Source organism: Crateriforma spongiae, from assembly GCF_012290005.1.
Lineage (GTDB): Bacteria > Planctomycetota > Planctomycetia > Pirellulales > Pirellulaceae > Crateriforma > Crateriforma spongiae.
In genome coordinates this window covers 878,280-896,625 of sequence record NZ_JAAXMS010000001.1, presented here as the reverse complement: position 1 = coordinate 896,625, position 18,346 = coordinate 878,280, and the positions used below count along the sequence as shown (strand labels likewise).

General features: G+C 58.0%; 24 protein-coding genes and 1 tRNA gene. 21 read left to right on the top strand and 4 right to left on the bottom strand.

Annotation, left to right across the window (positions count from 1 at the left end; genetic code table 11):
• Nucleotides 1–246 precede the first annotated feature (246 nt).
• The 3 genes from HFP54_RS03340 to HFP54_RS03330 all read right to left on the bottom strand — a co-directional run bounded on the left by HFP54_RS03340 (nucleotide 247) and on the right by HFP54_RS03330 (nucleotide 2,721).
• Nucleotides 247–1,449, bottom strand: coding sequence for a tyrosine-type recombinase/integrase (locus HFP54_RS03340; protein WP_168564022.1), 1,203 nt, complete (start codon nucleotides 1,447–1,449; stop codon nucleotides 247–249).
• Nucleotides 1,450–1,586: 137 nt separating this feature from the next.
• Nucleotides 1,587–1,660 (bottom strand) — tRNA-Val (locus HFP54_RS03335).
• Nucleotides 1,661–1,752: 92 nt separating this feature from the next.
• Nucleotides 1,753–2,721 carry a DUF3179 domain-containing (seleno)protein gene (locus HFP54_RS03330; RefSeq protein ID WP_168564021.1) on the bottom strand — a complete coding sequence of 323 codons (969 nt, stop codon included), beginning with the start codon at nucleotides 2,719–2,721 and terminating at the stop codon, nucleotides 1,753–1,755.
• 519 nt (nucleotides 2,722–3,240) lie between these two features.
• On the opposite strand from HFP54_RS03330, the gene HFP54_RS03325 reads away from it, so the two are divergent.
• From HFP54_RS03325 to HFP54_RS03315, 3 genes are all read left to right on the top strand, one after another.
• Complete coding sequence (locus tag HFP54_RS03325; protein ID WP_168564020.1) at nucleotides 3,241–4,479, top strand: FMN-binding protein; 1,239 nt, start codon at nucleotides 3,241–3,243, stop codon at nucleotides 4,477–4,479.
• Nucleotides 4,476–5,549, top strand: a complete 1,074-nt coding sequence (locus HFP54_RS03320; protein WP_168564019.1) for a glycoside hydrolase family 62 protein — start codon at nucleotides 4,476–4,478, stop codon at nucleotides 5,547–5,549. Before HFP54_RS03325 ends, HFP54_RS03320 begins: the two co-directional genes overlap by 4 nt.
• Nucleotides 5,550–5,629: 80 nt before the next feature.
• Nucleotides 5,630–8,209 (top strand): 4Fe-4S binding protein, encoded by a 2,580-nt coding sequence (locus HFP54_RS03315; protein ID WP_168564018.1) that lies wholly within the window; start codon nucleotides 5,630–5,632, stop codon nucleotides 8,207–8,209.
• A gap of 149 nt (nucleotides 8,210–8,358) precedes the next feature.
• On the opposite strand, the gene HFP54_RS03310 is transcribed toward HFP54_RS03315, so the two are convergent.
• A complete protein-coding gene (locus HFP54_RS03310) occupies nucleotides 8,359–8,859 on the bottom strand; it encodes a DUF2752 domain-containing protein (protein WP_168564017.1) in 501 nt (166 codons plus the stop codon).
• 200 nt (nucleotides 8,860–9,059) lie between these two features.
• Between HFP54_RS03310 and rpsJ the strand changes: the two genes are divergently transcribed.
• The 18 genes from rpsJ (at nucleotide 9,060) to rplR (ending at nucleotide 18,309) form a co-directional block, all read left to right on the top strand.
• The gene (gene rpsJ, locus HFP54_RS03305) at nucleotides 9,060–9,386 is read left to right on the top strand and encodes a 30S ribosomal protein S10 (RefSeq protein WP_145300711.1); all 327 of its coding nucleotides are present in this window, start codon (nucleotides 9,060–9,062) and stop codon (nucleotides 9,384–9,386) included.
• A 257-nt stretch (nucleotides 9,387–9,643) separates the two neighbouring features.
• Nucleotides 9,644–10,297: a 50S ribosomal protein L3 gene (gene rplC, locus HFP54_RS03300; RefSeq protein ID WP_390656512.1), complete on the top strand. Its 654-nt coding sequence runs from the start codon at nucleotides 9,644–9,646 to the stop codon at nucleotides 10,295–10,297.
• A gap of 5 nt (nucleotides 10,298–10,302) precedes the next feature.
• Nucleotides 10,303–10,956: a 50S ribosomal protein L4 gene (gene rplD / locus HFP54_RS03295; protein WP_168564016.1), complete on the top strand. Its 654-nt coding sequence runs from the start codon at nucleotides 10,303–10,305 to the stop codon at nucleotides 10,954–10,956.
• Entirely contained in the window at nucleotides 10,956–11,279 is a 324-nt protein-coding gene (gene rplW, locus HFP54_RS03290; protein ID WP_145300720.1) for a 50S ribosomal protein L23, read from the top strand. Before rplD ends, rplW begins: the two co-directional genes overlap by 1 nt.
• 126 nt (nucleotides 11,280–11,405) lie before the next feature.
• Nucleotides 11,406–12,263: a 50S ribosomal protein L2 gene (gene rplB, locus HFP54_RS03285; RefSeq protein WP_146412509.1), complete on the top strand. Its 858-nt coding sequence runs from the start codon at nucleotides 11,406–11,408 to the stop codon at nucleotides 12,261–12,263.
• A 49-nt stretch (nucleotides 12,264–12,312) separates the two neighbouring features.
• Nucleotides 12,313–12,585: a 30S ribosomal protein S19 gene (gene rpsS / locus HFP54_RS03280; RefSeq protein WP_145300726.1), complete on the top strand. Its 273-nt coding sequence runs from the start codon at nucleotides 12,313–12,315 to the stop codon at nucleotides 12,583–12,585.
• Nucleotides 12,586–12,594: 9 nt separating this feature from the next.
• The gene (rplV, locus tag HFP54_RS03275) at nucleotides 12,595–12,954 is read left to right on the top strand and encodes a 50S ribosomal protein L22 (protein ID WP_145300729.1); all 360 of its coding nucleotides are present in this window, start codon (nucleotides 12,595–12,597) and stop codon (nucleotides 12,952–12,954) included.
• 56 nt (nucleotides 12,955–13,010) lie between these two features.
• Nucleotides 13,011–13,721, top strand: a complete 711-nt coding sequence (rpsC, locus tag HFP54_RS03270; RefSeq protein ID WP_145300732.1) for a 30S ribosomal protein S3 — start codon at nucleotides 13,011–13,013, stop codon at nucleotides 13,719–13,721.
• A complete protein-coding gene (gene rplP / locus HFP54_RS03265) occupies nucleotides 13,660–14,076 on the top strand; it encodes a 50S ribosomal protein L16 (RefSeq protein WP_145300735.1) in 417 nt (138 codons plus the stop codon). The genes rpsC and rplP overlap by 62 nt, the downstream gene beginning before the upstream one ends.
• Before the next feature lie 223 nt (nucleotides 14,077–14,299).
• A complete protein-coding gene (gene rpmC / locus HFP54_RS03260; RefSeq protein ID WP_145300737.1) occupies nucleotides 14,300–14,518 on the top strand; it encodes a 50S ribosomal protein L29 in 219 nt (72 codons plus the stop codon).
• A gap of 49 nt (nucleotides 14,519–14,567) precedes the next feature.
• The gene (gene rpsQ, locus HFP54_RS03255; protein WP_146412507.1) at nucleotides 14,568–14,915 is read left to right on the top strand and encodes a 30S ribosomal protein S17; all 348 of its coding nucleotides are present in this window, start codon (nucleotides 14,568–14,570) and stop codon (nucleotides 14,913–14,915) included.
• A 131-nt stretch (nucleotides 14,916–15,046) separates the two neighbouring features.
• On the top strand, nucleotides 15,047–15,415 hold the full coding sequence (gene rplN, locus HFP54_RS03250) for a 50S ribosomal protein L14 (protein WP_145300743.1): 369 nt from the start codon (nucleotides 15,047–15,049) through the stop codon (nucleotides 15,413–15,415).
• A 59-nt stretch (nucleotides 15,416–15,474) separates the two neighbouring features.
• Nucleotides 15,475–15,816 (top strand): 50S ribosomal protein L24, encoded by a 342-nt coding sequence (rplX, locus tag HFP54_RS03245; protein WP_146412505.1) that lies wholly within the window; start codon nucleotides 15,475–15,477, stop codon nucleotides 15,814–15,816.
• Between the two features lie 87 nt (nucleotides 15,817–15,903).
• A complete protein-coding gene (gene rplE / locus HFP54_RS03240) occupies nucleotides 15,904–16,479 on the top strand; it encodes a 50S ribosomal protein L5 (RefSeq protein ID WP_168564015.1) in 576 nt (191 codons plus the stop codon).
• 67 nt (nucleotides 16,480–16,546) lie between these two features.
• Entirely contained in the window at nucleotides 16,547–16,732 is a 186-nt protein-coding gene (locus tag HFP54_RS26310; protein WP_145300752.1) for a type Z 30S ribosomal protein S14, read from the top strand.
• Between the two features lie 43 nt (nucleotides 16,733–16,775).
• Nucleotides 16,776–17,171: a 30S ribosomal protein S8 gene (gene rpsH, locus HFP54_RS03230; protein WP_145300755.1), complete on the top strand. Its 396-nt coding sequence runs from the start codon at nucleotides 16,776–16,778 to the stop codon at nucleotides 17,169–17,171.
• Nucleotides 17,172–17,335: 164 nt separating this feature from the next.
• The gene (gene rplF, locus HFP54_RS03225; protein WP_146412501.1) at nucleotides 17,336–17,875 is read left to right on the top strand and encodes a 50S ribosomal protein L6; all 540 of its coding nucleotides are present in this window, start codon (nucleotides 17,336–17,338) and stop codon (nucleotides 17,873–17,875) included.
• A gap of 65 nt (nucleotides 17,876–17,940) precedes the next feature.
• Nucleotides 17,941–18,309 carry a 50S ribosomal protein L18 gene (gene rplR / locus HFP54_RS03220; RefSeq protein ID WP_168564014.1) on the top strand — a complete coding sequence of 123 codons (369 nt, stop codon included), beginning with the start codon at nucleotides 17,941–17,943 and terminating at the stop codon, nucleotides 18,307–18,309.
• Nucleotides 18,310–18,346: the final 37 nt, after the last annotated feature.

Here is an 18,346-nt window from a genome sequence, read left to right as displayed (position 1 = left end):
ATTGGCTCCAAACGCGTTTTCGGGGCATGAATGCGCTTGGATTTGTGTCGCCCTAAACTCTGACAGCTAGATTGTTGAACACAATTTTCTAGCGTTTGTTCCAGGAATCGAAGACTCCAAGCGGGTTGCAGATGCTGCAACTCTTGCAGTGTTTTCCCGTCGACGGCTCTGGCCAATGGATAATCCCACAGGTTCCAGAACTTCCGCTTTGTCCGAAACTTCCACCTTGCGTTGCGAAGTTATGACTCAGACTCGCGGCCCAGCCTTGGCGGCTTCGATTGCCTTATCTAACGATTGCTTAGCGTAGTGCTCAGTCATCGACGCACGACTATGGCCAAGCATTGCTTGTGCGGCTTCCACGCCCAACGCTTCGCGAATGACCGTCCCCGCGGTGTGCCGAAGTTGATAGGGGAACCAATGATCGGTCCCGGCTTTCTCTGCCGCTCTGCGGATTGCACGTCGGTAGCTGTCCGCACAAAACCGGGACCGATAGTTTCGTTCCTTGCGCGATCCGTCCCTCGCCGTTTTGCCATAGCCCGGCCGGTCGCCTTGGTTCAGTGGCGTTTTGCGGTTCGCGGTTCGCTGCTCCCGATGCCAGTCGGCCGACTCTTTCGGCTTGAAACAGTATTCATCGTCAGGCCGGTCCAAAAACGGCTTTAGCGCCAGCTTCGCATCGCCAACCAGTGGCACCGCCTTGGTCTTGCCATGATGAGCGGTCTTGTGTGTCGGCGGTCGGTACACCCACACACCGTCGGATCGCTTCTCGATGTCGGTCGGACGCATATTGCAGACTTCACTCGGACGCATCCCGGTTGCCGCCTGAATCCGCACCATCGCTTTAACAGTCGGCGATAGGTATTTCGCCGTCAGCCGCACCGCTTCGATGTCGACCGGCTGCACGGGTGCTGATTCGCGGGCCTTGGTCTGCCCCCGCTTCAACGGTTCCAGTGATTGCAGAGCGACAAGGTATTCCGGCTTCACAATCTCGCGGCTGACTCCAAATCGGAAGATCGAAACGATGCAACGTGTCTGCGTGTTGACGTACTTGCGGCAGTTGCCGGACGCGACGAACAGGTCGCGCAGTTCGGCAAGCTTTCGGGGGCCGAAGTTTTCGACCGGATCGTCGCCGTATTCATCCTCCAGTAAGGAACACAGGCTCCCGTATCTGGAAAGCTCGCCAGCGTTCTTTGCGTAGCGGGCTTTGGCGTGCTCGCGAAACTCGGCCGTCAAGCATCGCACCGTCACCGCTTGGTCTGACTTATGCGTTTCGACTTTTTCGGGCATCCGCTGGCCGTTGGCGTTGTACTCCGCCAATAGTGCGTAGTACTTGGCCCAGCTTTGCGGGCTTCCGTGTTCACCCAGATAGAAGTTGCGACCGTCCAGCGTGACGACTGCTTGGCCCGATACGTGGTAGCGATAACCGGGGGCCATAGAACGTTTGCGTGGCATGTGCTGCCGTCCTCCGAATGATTCTTGATATCGAATATCAAGAATGACTTGGAAACGGGTCGCACTGCCTTGGGCAGGTAACGCTCACAGGAGCGATCCGACCGGGAAAACACGGTGTTTTCCGAAACTCACATCAATGGGCGATACAGAATTCGAATCTGTGACCTCTGCGGTGTGAACACAGCGCTCTAACCAACTGAGCTAATCGCCCGATGGGGGCAGTCCGTGGAGACGACGACCTCGGTTGCGACAGCGTAGAAAAATCGATTCGATTCCGCAAGCAGCATTCCCGGGTGCGATGCGTCAACGGTTTGGCGATCCTTCTCGGCTTGGTCGCAGAGCTTCGGAGGTCGGATGAAAAGCTTGCCAAGCGAAACGAAACGAATGCGTCCACGACACGGCCGGATCTGCCTGAGTGACCCTAAATTGGCGAACAACCGGATCGAAATTCACGATCAATGAAGCTCCGGCCAGCTGGAAACGGCGGGAAGATGCTCGATTGCCAAATGCATCGGCGGTGACGAATCCGGCCTTGCCGTTGGCCGTCACCCCCAAAACCAACGACTTCAAGTCCGAGGCTGGCAACACCATCGCCGCAGGATTGACCGAAAACATCAGCCCCGGTCGTCGCAGGTAAGCCTCATACGGATTGACGGTGTAGTCGCGTTGACGCCCGATGCGATCGGGATCGGCCGAACGGATCGATACGACGGTGGATTGCGGGTGCCGGCCGATCCACTGCTTCCACCGAACCAAATCATGGCGAACGGGCATCAAGCGAGTTCCCGCCATCGGCCCGCTGATCGCTCGCAGATCCAATTGCGACCACAGACTGGGATTCGATACTCGCCGGTCGTACATCAGCACGTTGCTGTTGAACAGCAAGCCCGAAACACCGAACTCGATCGATCTTGATCCGATATGCCGGTCGACCACGACCGCTGAATCACAAAGCGGACAGAAGGTGACCGCAATCGCATGATCCCCCAATTGATCGTTGATGATCTCGTGATAATTCAGGATGGCAATCGGATAGGCCCTGGCCATACCACCGATTGCAACACCGATCACACGATCCACGTCACGCATCGCGTCCGCTTGCTCCACCGTCAAGACGACGGGGTCGGTCAACGCGGCAATCCCGTCTTTGGGTGGCCCGCCGCGGAGGATCTGTTCGACGGGAACCAGTGATTCGGATAGATCGAATCCGTTCGGCCTGACGTCGCGTTCCCCGGGATCCTGAACCAGCGTCACTGGCAAAGTCGTCGACACGTCCCATCTTGCTGTTGATCCATCCCGAACGGACACGGAGACGCAAGTCACAACGAAACTAACCAAAACCAAAGCCCACCCAAAACGATTGGGTTGACGCCGGCAGACTTCCGTTTGCATCGGATCGAGGACCGTCACGGCGATTGTCTCCAACAAACGAAAAACGGGCGGTGTACTATCACCCTGGAAAAGATGGCGAAGGCCGTGCCTGAACCGACGATCGGGATCGTTAACAATCGCCGCGGGACACATCGTCGCAGCCGCAACAACTAAACTGACGGAGGCGGTGTTCGAATCGGCGGGAGTCGGCACACCGCCGCACGGGGCCGTGATGAACCACCACATTTGAACCGTTCGCACTACAGCACCAACATGCAACCATCGAAGTTTCGCAAAACAGCGTCCGTCAACCGCGGTTTGACAGTAGCGCCAGACTTCCCACGCGTTCGCCGGTATTCCACGCTTAGGTTTCACTTGGCAATCATTGCCCTAATGGTGCTGTCGGTTTTCGGATCCGGCATGGCGCAAGCCGCTGACAAAATCGAATTCGTCAACGGCACCGAGCTGGACGGAAAGATTTTGCAGATTCGCAAAGCCGACAAAGAGTTCGACTTTGAAACAGACATCGGTGGCCGCACGATTTCCCGCACCTATCCCTACGACAAAGTCCATGCGGTTACCTTCGGCGGCAAGCGGTTTGTGATCACGCCGAAAACCACGGCGAGCACCGCATCATCTTCGGCAAACAGCGATCCGAATCAGCTGAATCGTTCGCGTGGCGAAGTCTTGCAGATCATCCAACAGGCCGGGCAACAACCGCCCAGCTGGTTGGCGTCGACGCCGATGAACCATCCTGCGTCGCTGGACCTTTCATGGCCGCTGAAGCCCGGGGGACCGTGGAACGAGTCAAAGAATGTGGGTCAATACATTTGGGGACGAGTGAATCCGAACCCGGGACGCTGGCACAGCGGGATCAAGCTGGTTCATCAATGCATCAACCAACACCAGAACGACCCCAAGTTACTGAAACGGGACTTCGAGAAACTGGGGCAAATGTATTTCGAGCTCCTGCAAGATTACCCACGCGCGGCCTATTACATGAAGCTGGCGGGGGCAGCGCCAGACAAGCAACTGGGCGTGCACTTGGCGGAATGCTATTGGCGACTGGGCAACAAATCGATGGCCTTGCAAGCGTTGGCCGGACGCAGCATTCACTTCGACGCGATCAAATTACTGGGTGACATGGGGGAGGTCGACCGAGCCGTTCGATTGACTGCCGCTTACGCCAACAGCAATTTCTTCAATGAGGCCTTCTTGAACGCCGGTGACGCCCTTCGAAACGCGGGCCGATACGACGAGGCCATTCAGTACTACCAACGCATCTTGGATTTAGACCGCGCGCGAAACGCCGAATACAAAAAGCGTTATCACGGCAGGGCTCGCGATGCCATCCAGGCGATTCGGCTGTTCGACAAAGTGGACGTGACCAAGATCGCCGACGGCACCTACCAGGCAACGGCCACGGCCTACGCTGGGCCTCTGACGGTGGATGTCATCGTTGCCGACGCAAGAATTGAATCCGTGAAAGTCGTCAAACACAAAGACAAGCAGTTCTACGCCGCACTGACCGATACACCGCGTCAAATCATCGAAAAACAAACGGTCAAGGACATCGACGGGACCAGCGGTGCGACCATCACATCCCAAGCCATCATCACCGCCACCGCGATGGCACTGGGCAAAGGATCCAATCCATGATTGTCGCTTTGCGTATCGCACTGGCTGTTCTTGCGTCCGTGTGCTTTCATCTATCGCTTCTTGCCGGCGATCCGGCGGACGGAAGCTGGAACGACGGTCGGTTTCAGTGGCACGTCGGCACGCCCATCTTGAGTGTTGACCAAGATCGCTTACCGGAATTGCCGGATCATCGCTGGGTGGCCGTCAAAGACCCCAGCGTGGTTCGTCACGACGGACACTGGCATTTGTTTTGTACGCTTCGCAACGACAAGAAGGGCGACGGACGGATACGCATCGGCTACCTGAAATTTGCCCAGTGGGAACAGGCCAAGTCGTCCGAATGGTCCGTCCTGGATTTGACCTTGGACTACCACGGTGCGCCGCAAATCTTCTATTTCCGTCCCGACCAAAAGTGGTATCTGATTTACCAGGCGGCGGATGAATCGCGAAATCTTCGCTACGGCCCCTGTTATTCGGTCAACGACGACATCAACGACCCGGCCGGCTGGAGTCGTCCCGAGCCTTTGTACGTAGTCCCGGAGGGCAAGAAGGCCGGGTTAGATTTCTGGGTCATATGCGACAACGATCATGCCTATCTGTTTTTCACTTCACTGAACGGAAAATTGTGGCGTTCGCGAACCCGCTTGGATCAATTCCCCAACCGCGGCTGGTCCGAACCGGTGATCGCTTTACAGGCCGACATCTATGAGGCCAGCCACACGTACCACATCAAGGGTTTGGAAAAGTACGTGACCTTGGTCGAAGCTCAAGATGGAAAGCGTCGCTACTTCAAGACGTTCATCGCAGACACATTGGACGGAACATGGCGGCCTTTGGCGGCCAGTCGACAAAAGCCATTTGTCGCCCCCAAGAACGTCATCAACCAACCCACGTCATGGGCAACCTCCTACAGCCACGGTGAATTCATTCGCGACGGCATTGACCAACGACTGAGCATTTCGGCGGACGGTTTGACGTTGCTGTTCCAGGGGGCTTCGGACACGGAATACCGGCGTGGTTCCTACGGCGACATCCCCTGGCGGTTGGGATTACTGCGTCTGGCTGACGAACCATCCGATGCACCGGAGTAGCGTTTGGCTCCTGGCTGGCGGATTGTCGCCTGATCGCTGACGCTGCGCGTACACAAAACGAACCCCGACGACGATTCATCATGACGGCTGGAAAAAAACGATTGCTGGCCCTTGGGATCGCGCTGGTAAGCATCGCGGCTTTGGTGGCCGGTACCGACCGATGGCAATGGGCGGTCGGAACCGTCCGAATGGCCCCGATTGTCTTGGCCGCGTCGATCGTTGGGTTGGCCGCAAGCGTCTTGATGTTGTTGTCCAGTTTTCGCAGTGACGACGGATCCGCCGCGCTGATCCGCTTGGACTGGTTTTTGCCGATGCTGCGGCGGCCCAAGGCGGGCAGTGCGGTCTCGCCGTCTTTCCTGGGACGAACGATGCGGCGGGTGATGCCGTCGGCCCTGCAGTCCGACTGGACCACCAAACGCCGCGGCCCGGTTCGACGATGGCTTCGCCGGTTGGGTCCCAGCTGGACGGCTGCTCCGGTGCGACGGCTTGTTCAAGGCACATGCCTGGTCGCCTTTTGGATTTTGTTTTTCTACGTTTGCTGGCCGTATGACTCCCGGCCGGCGTTGGTCCAGCCCGCGTCGACCGGTTGGTTATTGCAAACGGTTGACCAGCAATCGGGTGAAGTTCGGTTCCAGGCCGATGACTCGACGAACGCTTCCATCGAAGCAGGGGACTACTTTGTCATCGACACAGGCGTGCTCGACGATGCATCCGCGGATCTGGGACGGTATCGCATCGACGTGATCTCCGACGGGACGATTTCACTCAAGCCCAGCCAGACCGAGGCGGCGGGACAGTGGGACGCCTTCTTCTTTAGTACCGGCCCCTACGACTTGTACGCGATGCGGCCGGGACAATGGCCCTCGCATTACGCCGACAACCTGCGAGGCAAGGAAAAATTACCGGCCGAGTTGTTTCTGATCATCGATCCGCTGGTCAGTCTTTCGACGGCCGTCGCATCGCGAAGCCTTGTCTGGTCGCTGACCGCGGCGGGCGTGATCTTGATCGTTTGCGTTTTGATCCCGCGTGGTTTTTGCGGCTATCTGTGTCCTTTGGGCACCACGATTGATCTGTTCGACTGGATGGTGGCCGGACGCGTTCGCCGCTTCCGCGTTCCTGATGACGGCTGGTGGGTTCACATCAAGTACTACTTGTTGGCTGGGACCATGATCGCAGCGGTCGGCGGCGTGCTGGTCTCTGGCTTTTTTTCAGCGATCCCGGTGGTCACTCGGGGAATGCTGTTCTTGCTGGATCCGGTGCAAACAGGCACAACGCGAGGCTGGCATTTGATCCCGCCGATCAATGCGGGGCACATCGTTTCGCTGTTGCTGTTTGCGGCGGTGCTGTGCTTGGGATTCCTGCGTCCCAGGTTTTGGTGCAAATATGTGTGCCCCAGCGGCGCGGTATTCAGCGTGGGCAACCTGTTCCGGGCGACCGAACGCAAAGTCGAATCCAGCTGCATCCACTGCAACAAGTGCGTGGAAATCTGCCCGTTTGATGCGATCAAACCAGACTTCACGACTCGCGGGACGGACTGCACGATGTGCCAGTCGTGCGGCGGCGTGTGCCCGACGCATGCGATCAAATTTGTCGAGCGAACCAACCTGGTCCAGCTGAAAACCTTTGACGACCCACCGACGGGCGAAACCTCGCTGGGCCGCCGCGGATTTCTGTCGGCCGTCGGTGGCGGTGCGGCGGCCGTGGTCGGTGGCGTCGGAGCAGTGGCGGCCACCAAAGCATTCGGTGCCAATCTTTCCGATGACGAATCCTTTCGCCCGGTGCGACCGCCCGGCAGTGTTCCCGAGCAAGAATTCTTGCAGATGTGCATCCGCTGTGGTGAATGCTTCAAAGCTTGCCCTAATAACGTGCTGCAACCGGAGGGATTCCAGCAAGGCCTGGAAGGATTGTGGACGCCGATGGTCCAGGCGGACTGGGCCGGATGCGAATCCAGTTGCAACGCGTGCGGCCAGGTTTGCCCGACGGGTGCGATTCGGGCATTGCCCATCGAAGAAAAGCGGTACGCGCGGATGGGGCTGGCGATCCTGAATGAATCCACTTGCTTGCCGCTGGCCGGTAAAGAGGATTGCGATCTGTGTGTCCAGGAATGCCAGGCGGCCGGCTATCACGCCATCGAATACACCCAGGTCGGCGTCCAAACCGACGAAAACGGGATGCCGATCGAAGGAACCGGATTCCTAGCCCCGTTGGTCATCGACGACGCTTGCGTCGGTTGCGGGCTTTGCCAAACGCGTTGCTATGCGATCAACGTCAAGGATCGCGGCGTCCTGGACGAATCGGCCATCGTTGTTGTCGCCGGCGGGGACCGAGAGGACCGGCTGATGGAAGGCTCCTACCGCGAACTTCACGACCGACGCACCGGCCATGCCGCCAAGGATCCGATGCCAACCAACCGGGGCATACAATCACAGGAAAGCGACCCGAAGGACAGCGGCGCGTCCGGCACGGCCACCAGCGATTCACAGGACCCCTTCGGACTGCGCGAAGATGCCGATCCGTTCGGCCTGGGCGATTCGTTCGGCGGCGAGTCCGCCGCGCCGGCCACCCAACCGGCCACAAACACTGATGACCTGGATCCTTTCGGAATCGGCATCGAAACGGATGGTGGGCAAACGCCAAGTGACGACGACAGCCCTTTCTGACAGACATCCGATTGCCGGCAATCTTTCGCCGGGGCAGCAAACCTCCCTTTCCGTGCACAGGTCGTCTCACCCTGGTCGCCTCACCCTGGTGCGTTGACCCGGCGATCTGGCGCGGAGTCGGGCTGATTCACAACGTCTTCGGCGACACCTTATGCACCGGCTTCGCTTGCCAGCCGGATCGCCCAGTCGACCAAGGTCAACACTGCAATCCCGACGGCGGACCATCCCAGCACTCGAATCCATTCCGGTCGCGGCAATCGGCCGCGCCAGGCAACCCCGATCGTCACACCGCTAAATAGCAGTGCAAACACCGCCAGAAAGAATCCTCCCGAATTCACTGCCAGGCTGCTGGACCACTGGCCATGGGTGAAGTGGCTCCAAGACGTCGTCATGCCGCAGGCGGGACAACGCACGCCCAGCAAGATGCGTGTGGAGCAGGGCGGTAGCCCGAGTTGACGGTGGGTTCCCAGACCTTCGGAACTCGGCTGCAATGTGGACGCGATGACCAACAGCACCAAGGGCACGCACGCGGCAATCGCAGCGACCGATCGCGCCGGCAGACTCAACGGACGCGGGCGATCAACGGTCGCCTGCGCCCCCGGTCGGGGCGGGTGCGACAGACCATCAGGGGCTTGTGGACGGCTTGTCATGCCAAAATCCGGTCGTAATCGGAAAAAGTTCGTCCGAATTTCATAACAGCTGTTGACGTTTTTTTCGCCGGGTCATACCTTCCTTGCCTTCGCCGAGCGGGGTTGTCCCGCAACGCTGCCAGTACGCACGCCGATATGCTTTCGGCATGGCCGCGGTTTTGCGAAACGCCCTTTGGTATTTCCTTTTTTAGGTTGTCGCTGTGTCTGCCGGGACGAACGAAGTTATCCGCATCCGAATGGAAGCTTACGATCACTCTGTGCTTGATCAGAGCGCTCTGGAGATCGTGGATACCGTCAAGCGGACGCACAGCGAGGTTCACGGCCCGATCCCGTTGCCCACGCGAGTGGAACGCTACACGGTTTTGTCGGGTCCGTTCGTGAACAAGAAGTCTCGGCAGCAATATGAAATCCGGACGCACAAGCGTCTGATCGACATCGTTCAGGCAACGGCCAAAACGATTGAAGCATTGAACAAGTTAAGTTTGCCGGCTGGCGTGGACATCAAGATCAAGGCGTCCGCTCGATAATCAGCCGGTCGTGGCGAAGCGACCCGGTGGTCGTCTCGTCGTTTTGTGGTTTATTCGCTGGTTTCTGCATGCATGGAAGCCGTGCCGATAACCGCTCGCCAACCTTCGCGTTGCCCTCGGGTTGATTGCTTAAGGTTTGAACACGAGTTCGGTTCGGTCTCGGCGACTTCGGAATCCAATACGAACGTTTGAGGGCCCCGTGATACGGCGGGGTGCAGGTTGCTATGTCTCCTTCCATACTCGGCCGCAAGGTCGGAATGACGCAGGTTTACCAGGACGACGGGACTGTCGTGCCGGTGACCGTGATCCAGGCGGGACCCTGTCACGTGCTGCAAGTTCGCAGCGTGGAACGGGACGGCTACGAAGCAGTTCAATTGGGTTTCGAAGACAAGCCCCGTCGCTTGGCCAACCGCAGCGAACGCGGGCACGTCGCCAAGCTGGACAGCAAGCGTTCAAAGAAACGCTCGGCAGGTGGCGTCGAACTGCCCGCCAAGCCCGATTGTGAACCCAAGCGTTTCGTCCGTGAATTCCGCGGCGCAACGGATCTGGAAATCGGTGCGGAAGTCACCGTCGGCCAATTCGCCGAAGTCCAGAAAGTGGACATCACCGGCACCAGCAAAGGTCGTGGTTACGCCGGTGTCATGAAACGGCACAATTTCAGCGGTCAGCGTGCATCACACGGTGTGAAGAAAGTCCACCGTCACGCCGGGGGTACCGGTTGCAGTGCATCGCCCAGTCGCGTCTTCAAAGGTCGTCGCATGTCCGGGCAATATGGAAATGCCCGCAGCACTGTGCGAAACCTGGACGTCGTTCGCGTGGACCCGGAGAACAACCTGCTGCTGGTACGCGGCGCGGTTCCCGGCCCCAATGGCGGCTTCGTCTCCGTCCGTCAAACCAACAAGTTGGGGTAAGCGTTATGGCAACACTGCCCGTTTATGATGCCGCCGGCAGCGAAGTCGGCAGCTACGACATCGATACCGAACAAATCGCCGACCGTATCAGCAAGCAATTGCTGCACGACGTTGTGGTGATGTACCAAGCCAACCAGCGTCAAGGCAGTCGTGCCGCAAAGACGCGTGGCATGGTCGCCGGTAGCAAGAAAAAGCTGTATCGCCAAAAGGGCACCGGTAACGCCCGGGCTGGCGGAAAGCGTACCAACGTCCGCCGTGGTGGTGGCGTGGCTCGTACGATCGCCCCTCGCGACTACAGCTACCGATTGCCCAAGAAGGCGATCAAGCTGGCGACGCGTATGGCCATCCGCAGCAAGATCGACGACGGCGAAGTCGTGGTCGTGGACGACCTGAAGTTCGAAGAACCGAAGACCTCGCAAATGGCCGGCACCCTGAAGGCTTTGGGCCTGGGCGGCGTGTCGACGTTGGTTGCCACCAGCGATCAGGACAGCATGATCTACAAGAGTGGCCGCAACATCACCGGTGTCTCGGTCGCTCAAGTGCGTGACCTGAACGCCCTTTCGGTGCTTCGTCCCAAGCGGATGCTGATCACCAAAGCGGCCTTGGACAAAATCAAAGACGGCACCTTCGCGGCCAACGCCGAAGGGAGTGATGAGTGATGAGCAAGATCAATCCTCCGGAACCCACCCATCGCGGCGTTGAACTGGAACCCCACCAGATTCTGCTGCGTCCCTTGGTGACCGAAAAAGGTGTCCACCGGGCGACACGGAACAACCAGTACGCGTTCCAAGTCCACCGCGATGCCAACAAGATTGACATCCGCCGTGCGGTCGAATCGCTGTTTGATGTCAAGGTCGCCAAAGTGCGTACCCAGACTCGCAAAGGCAAGACGCGGCGATTCAAGTTTCGATACGGTCGCACTAGCGACTGGAAGAAGGCGATCATCCAACTGCACCCGGATCATCGAATCGACTTCTTCTAAAGTGCGTCGCCGGTCGCTTCGGGTTCGCGGTTATTCGCAACAACGAATTGGATCGCGGCTCACTTCGCCGTAGTCAGCGACCGACACGCCCCACCAAACATCCTTTCCATCTGAATCAGACCTGTCATGGGCATTCGAGTATACAAGCCGACCAGCGCCGGACGACGTAACGCGTCGGTCAGCGACTTTGCGGATTTGACGCCCGGCGCTAAGCCGGAACGGTCGTTGCTGCGTCCGCTGCGAAAAACCGGCGGTCGCAACAACCAGGGCAAGATCACCGCCCGGCACCGTGGTGGCGGCCACAAGCGCAAGTATCGCGTGATCGATTTTCGTCGCGTCAAAGATGGCATTTCTGCGACCGTCGATTCGATCCAGTACGATCCGAACCGTTCGGCACGTATCGCACTGCTGAAATACACCGACGGTGAAAAGGCATACATCATCGCACCGGCCGGACTGAAAGCCGGTGACAAGGTCGAAAGCGGTCCCGATGCGGCACCGAACGTTGGCAACTGCTTGCCGCTGAAAAACATCCCGCTCGGTACGTCGATCTGCTGCATCGAAATGCGGTTGGGCGGCGGAGCAACGCTTTGTCGTTCGGCCGGAACGCAGGCGACCTTGATGGCTCGTGAAGCCGATTGGGCCCAGTTGTTGTTGCCCAGTGGCGAAGTCCGCCGTGTCCCCAGCGGATGCCGGGCAACGATCGGTCAAGTCGGCAACAGCGATCACATGAACGTGCGGCTGGGTAAAGCCGGACGTGCCCGCTGGTTGGGCCGTCGTCCGCACACCCGCGGTACCGCGATGAACCCGATCGATCACCCGCATGGTGGTGGTGAAGGTCGTACCAAGGGCGGTCGTCACCCGGTCAGCCCGCAGGGCAAGAGTGCCAAGGGTGGTTCGACACGTCAGAAACGTAAACCAAGCAACAGCAGCATCGTTCGCCGTCGCAAGAGCCGGCGATACGGTCAGTTGAAGTTGAAGTAAACACAAAATCGCCCCGATCCCGCGTCTAGCGTAGACGGAAACACCAAACATGAGTCGCAGTCAAAAGAAAGGGCCTTACGTCGACCCGAAGCTGTTTTTCAAAGTGCAAAAACAGTCGGAAACGGGGAAGGCGGAACCCATCAAGACTTGGGCACGTGCCTGCACGATCGTCCCCGAGTTCGTCAACGTGACCTTCATGGTTCACGACGGGCGTAAGCACGTCAAAGTGTTGGTCACCGAAGACATGGTGGGCCACAAGTTGGGCGAATTCGCTCCCACGCGGACGTTCAAGGGTCACGGCGGCAAGGGCGGCAAGCGATAGGAAAATCCCATGGCACAAATCAACGCAGTCCACAAGAACGCACGCATCAGCGCACAGAAGGTCCGGTTGGTCGCCAACATGGTTCGCGGCATGTACGCCGACGAAGCATTGGACCTACTGAAGTTTCAGCCGCAGCGTGGTGCACGCATGTTGGAAAAAGTGATCAAGAGCGCCGTCGGCAATGCTCAAGATCCCGATCAGAACGGCGGCACCAGCCACCGTATTGAAGAATTGGTTTTGACCGACGTCCGAATCGACAGCGGTCCGATGTTCAAGCGAATCCGTCCTCGCGCTCGCGGGATGGCTTTCATGATCAAGAAACGTTTCAGCCATATCCGCGTCGGCCTGACGCCGATCGACGAACTGTAATCGACGCGTAACGTCGAATCGCTTTCCATCAAAGCCCCTAAGATCCACCCGACATCATGGGACAAAAAGTCAATCCCGTCGCTTTCCGCACCGGCGTAACCCGCGGCTGGCAAAGCCGTTGGTATGCGTCGAAGCAGGACTATTCGGACTTGCTGGTTGAAGATCGCAAGATTCGCGACTTCATCTGCAACCATCCGAAGCGTCCGCAGTATCGCAACGCGGGAATCGATCGCATCGAAATCGAACGGACTCGTGATGAGGTCCGTGTGATGATGTTCGTCGCACGCCCCGGTCTGATCATCGGCAAGAAAGGTCAGGAAATTGAAATCCTGCAAGCCGAGCTTCAAAACCTGGTCGGCCGACGCATCAACTTGAAGGTCGAAGAAGTCGGTCGCCCCGAGCTTCAAGCTCAACTGGTCGCCGAAGACATCGCCCAACAATTGCAAAAGCGTTCCAGTTTCCGCCGAACGATGAAACGTTCGTTGGAACAAACGATGGACGCTGGTGCCAAGGGCATCAAGATCCAACTGGCCGGCCGGTTGGGCGGAGCCGAAATGGCTCGACGTGAAAAACAAATCGCCGGATCGATCCCGCTCAGCACCCTGCAAGCGAAAATCGATTACGGCATTACTGAAGCGATGACGCCACAGGGGCACATCGGGATTCAGGTCTGGGTTAATCAAGGTACTTACGGAGACGACACCGATGGCGCTGATGCCCAAACGGGTCAAGCATCGAAAAAGCCAAAGAGGACGTATAAAAGGTAGCGCGACTCGCGGCAACACGGTGGTCTTTGGTGACTACGGGATCCAGTCCTTGGAACCTGGTTGGATCAAGGCGACCACCATCGAAGCCGGTCGTATCGCGGCCCAACAATACGTTCGTGGCGAAGGCAAGCTTTACATTCGCATCTTCCCAGACAAATCCGTGACCAGCACACCGTTGGAAACTCGGATGGGTAAGGGGAAGGGTGAGCCCGAGTTTTGGGCAGCCGTGGTGAAGCCTGGCACGATCCTTTACGAACTGAGTGGTGTGACCGAGCAACAGGCCAAAGTCTGTTTCGCTCGACTCGCCAGCAAATTGCCGGTCAAGGTGCGTTTCGTCGAGCGGCGAACGGCCTGAGCCGAAACTGACACCGCCCGACGAAAACGGGTGAGCCATCCCGCGAACATTGATTCCCGGGTGAATTATCACTTTTTCGAACGGGCAGGCCGCAACGGGATGACCGCCGACGGTCGTTGATCAACGCATCACCGACCGCCATGAATCAGCGGAATCCCACCGTCAACAACGGCCGAACCGAACCAATCCACCGAACAACGTTTACGACAGCCGATCAAGTTTCATGGCAACCAACACTGAACTGCGCGAGATGAGCGACGAGCAGCTCGAAGCGACCGCAAAAGAAGCGGCCGAGACGCTGTTCCGGTTGCGTTTTCAATCCCAGTCCGAGCGATTGAATACGCCCAGCGAAATGAAGAAGAACCGCCGGCTGATCGCCCGGATCAAGACCATTCAAACCGAACGTCGAATTGCCGCCGAAAACGCATCGGCCACGGCCTGAGCCGGACAAGATCGACTGACGAGACAAACCCCAACCAAATCATTTCAAAATGCCCAAGCGTGTTGTTTCCGGCGTGGTGACCAGCGACAAGATGGCCAAAACCCGTCGCGTGGAAATCAATCGTGTCGTCAAGCACCCGAAGTACGGCAAGTACGTCAAACGAAAGACGGTTTGCCATGTGCACGACGAGAACAATGAATCCGGCGTCGGCGACCTGGTGGAAATCATCGAGTCGCAACCGCTGAGCAAGACGAAACGTTGGCGACTGGTCAAGGTTTTGGAAAAGTCCACCGAGGTCGACTTGGCCGCTTTGCGAGCCGCACGGAAGGGTGAAACACCGGCCGAACAAGAAGCCATCGAAGCTGCACACAGTGGCGACGAACCGGCGGCGGAGTAACAACCGCTGGTCGGCAATGACAACCGAACAATGGACCGCCGGTCGGGTTTAAAACCGACGGTCGTCCCGGCGGCGGACGCCGAAAACCCAGTCCGCACGAACCACCATTCATTTTTGATTTTCACCGAATCATGATTCAGCAAGAAACTCGCCTGAACGTCGCCGACAACACGGGTGCCCGTGAAGTGATGTGCATCAAGGTGCTCGGCGGCAGCCGGCGTCGATTCGCCACCGTTGGCGACATCATCGTGTGCAGCGTCAAGAGCGTGATCCCGGGCTCGGAAATCAAGAAGAAGTCGGTCGTGCGTGCGGTCATCGTCCGCACCAAGCAGCCGACGCGTCGCCAGGACGGAAGCTACATCCGGTTCGACAGCAACGCGGTGGTTTTGATCGACAAAGACAAGTCCCCTCGTGGTACACGGATCTTCGGTGCGGTCGCCCGCGAATTGCGGGAACGCAACTTCATGAAGATCGTCAGCCTGGCCAACGAAGTGGTTTGATCGCATCGCCGTGAACGCCGGCATGCCGGATCAAAGGGAAAACAAGGAACAAGACAGCCATGAAATTTCGAATCGACGATGAAGTGATTCTGGTCGCCGGGGCGGACAAAGGCCACCGCGGCAAGATCCTGAAGATCGACCGCCAACAGAACAAGGTCGTGGTCGAAGGCGCCGCTCGCGTGTGGAAACACGTTCGCCGCAGCCAGAAGAACCCGCAGGGCGGACGATTGAGCAAAGAGATGCCGATCAGTGCCAGCAACGTGATGTTGGTCGATCCGTCGACCGGTAAGCCGACCCGCATCGGTGTCCGCTACCTGGAAGACGGCAGCAAAGAACGTTTCGCCAAAGCCAGTGGCACCAGCCTGGGCCAGATCGCACCGGCCAAGGCTAAAAAGTCGTAAACCCGGCCGCCGAGACAACATCGGGGGCAACCGTCCAATTCAAATCGCCCGGCACCGCCGGCACCCAACGTCGCAATAGCCTGACCCATGGCACAGAACAAACCACGACTGCAAGAGAAGTACGAAGAATCGATTCGTGCTGCTTTGAAAGAAAAGTTCCGCTTCACCAACCCGCATCAAATTCCTCGTTTGGAAAAGATCACGCTGAACATGGGCGTGGGTGCTGCGGTCGGTGACAAGAAGGTCTTGGACTTGGCGGTCGACTGCATGACCGAAATCACCGGCCAAAAACCAGTCATCACCACCGCTCGCAAATCCATCGCCGGTTTCCGTTTGCGGGAAGGCATGCCGATCGGATGCATGGTGACCCTGCGTCGTGACCGGATGTACGAATTCCTGGATCGCCTGGTGTCGATCGTGTTGCCTCGTGTCCGTGACTTTCGCGGTATCAACCGCAATGCTTTCGACGGACGTGGCAACTACACCATGGGTCTGACCGAGCAATTGGTTTTCCCCGAATTGAATCCCGACAAGTACACGCGGCCGCAAGGGATGAACATCACGTTCGTCACTTCCGCGCAAAACAATGATGAGGCTCGCGAAATGCTGTCGTTGTTCGGCATGCCGTTCAAGAGCGATCCGAAGAAGGAAGAAGCCGCTTAGGTTTCGTCCTGATCAAACATTACCGCCAGCCAAAACTATTGACCTTAGGCAAAAGCAGAAGCAAGCCGTGGCAAGCAAATCCAAAATCGCAAAAGCCCTGCGGACCCCGAAGTTTTCGACCCGTCGTGAAAACCGATGCCGGTTTTGTGGACGGCCCCGTGGCGTGTATCGCAAGTTTGGCATCTGTCGAATTTGCATCCGTGACAACGCCGACCGTGGTTTGATCCCCGGTCTGCGTAAGGCCAGTTGGTAGTTCGTGAGTCCAGTAGATAAGAAGACCGTGGAGCTTTACCGCCATGATGACTGACCCGATTGCCGACATGCTGACCCGCATTCGCAACGCCGTCCGTGTCGAACGGCCGTTCGTCGATATCCCCAGCAGCCGCGTCAAGCGAGGCATCGCCGACGTTCTGAAGCGCGAAGGATTTGTGTGGGATTGGAAGGAAGAGGAAACCGAACCCGCCAAGACGCTTCGGCTGGAACTGAAGTACGGGCCCAACGGCGAACGCGTGATCCAAGCGATCAAGCGTGTCAGCAAGCCCGGACGCCGGCTGTACAGCCGCGGCAAGGAACTCAAGCCCGTATTGGGCGGCATGGGAATCCAAATCATTAGCACCAGCAAAGGGGTCATGAGCGACCGCGAAGCCCGCCGTGAAAACGTCGGCGGCGAAGTTCTTTGCGAAGTCTCTTGATCCCCCCATCCGTCAACGACCGATCAGCGATGTCCAAGCGGCCGGTGCCGCCCATTGCATCGACACGTTGATCGTGAACCATCGAAAACGATAGTCGCCCGTTGGCGATCCCGACAGACAACCCGATTGGGTCAACCGACAATCGAAACTGAAAGCTGATCGACATGAGTCGCATTGGAAACAAACCGGTCAAGATCGAAGGCGGCGCGAAAGTGTCCGTCAGCAATCGTGTGATCGAAGTGGAAGGCCCCAAGGGCAAACTGACGTTTCAACACCGTCCGGAAATCGACGTTAAGATCGAGGACGATGAGGTCAGCGTCAGCCGAAAATCGAACGTTCGTGTCGCACGTGAATGCCACGGTCTGACACGTGCCTTGGTCGCCAACATGATCGAAGGCGTGACCAAGGGCTATGAAAAGCGTTTGGAAGTCGTGGGCGTCGGTTATCTGGCAACGGTCAGCGGCGATACCTTGCAGCTTCGCGTCGGCTATGCCAACGAACTGCATCGCAAGATCCCCACGGGATTGAACGTAACCTGCCCAGACCAGACGCACATCGTCGTCCAGGGCTGTGACAAGCAACAGGTCGGCCAATTTGCCGCCGAAATCCGTGCCCTGCGTAAACCTGAACCTTACAAGGGCAAGGGTGTGCGTTACCAAGGCGAACAAGTCAAGATCAAGCCTGGTAAGGCAGCCACCAAGTAGTCGGCCCGTAATATCAACGGCCGCGATAGGGTCACCGCCCTTTCCATCGAAGGCAAACAAACGTCATGGACAAGAACAAACAACTTCAGAAAAAACGGCTTCGTCGCCGCAATCACGTTCGCAATCGCTTGCGTGGCGACAACACGCTGCCGCGTCTAAGTGTGCACCGATCGCTGAAGCACTTCAGTTGCCAACTGATCGACGATACGTCCGGCAAGACGCTGGCCAGTGCCAGCACCCGCGACAAAGCATTGCGTGAATCGATCAAAGTCGGCGGCAACTGCGACGCAGCTGCAGAAATCGGCAAAGCGATCGCCGAAAAGGCGTCCGCCGCCGGTATCAGCGAAGTCAAACTGGATCGTGGACACAACAGATACCACGGCCGTGTGAAAGCGTTTGCCGATGCCGCCCGCGAAAGCGGCCTGAAACTGTAAACTCAGTCAAGCACTGACCATCACGCATTGCACGGTC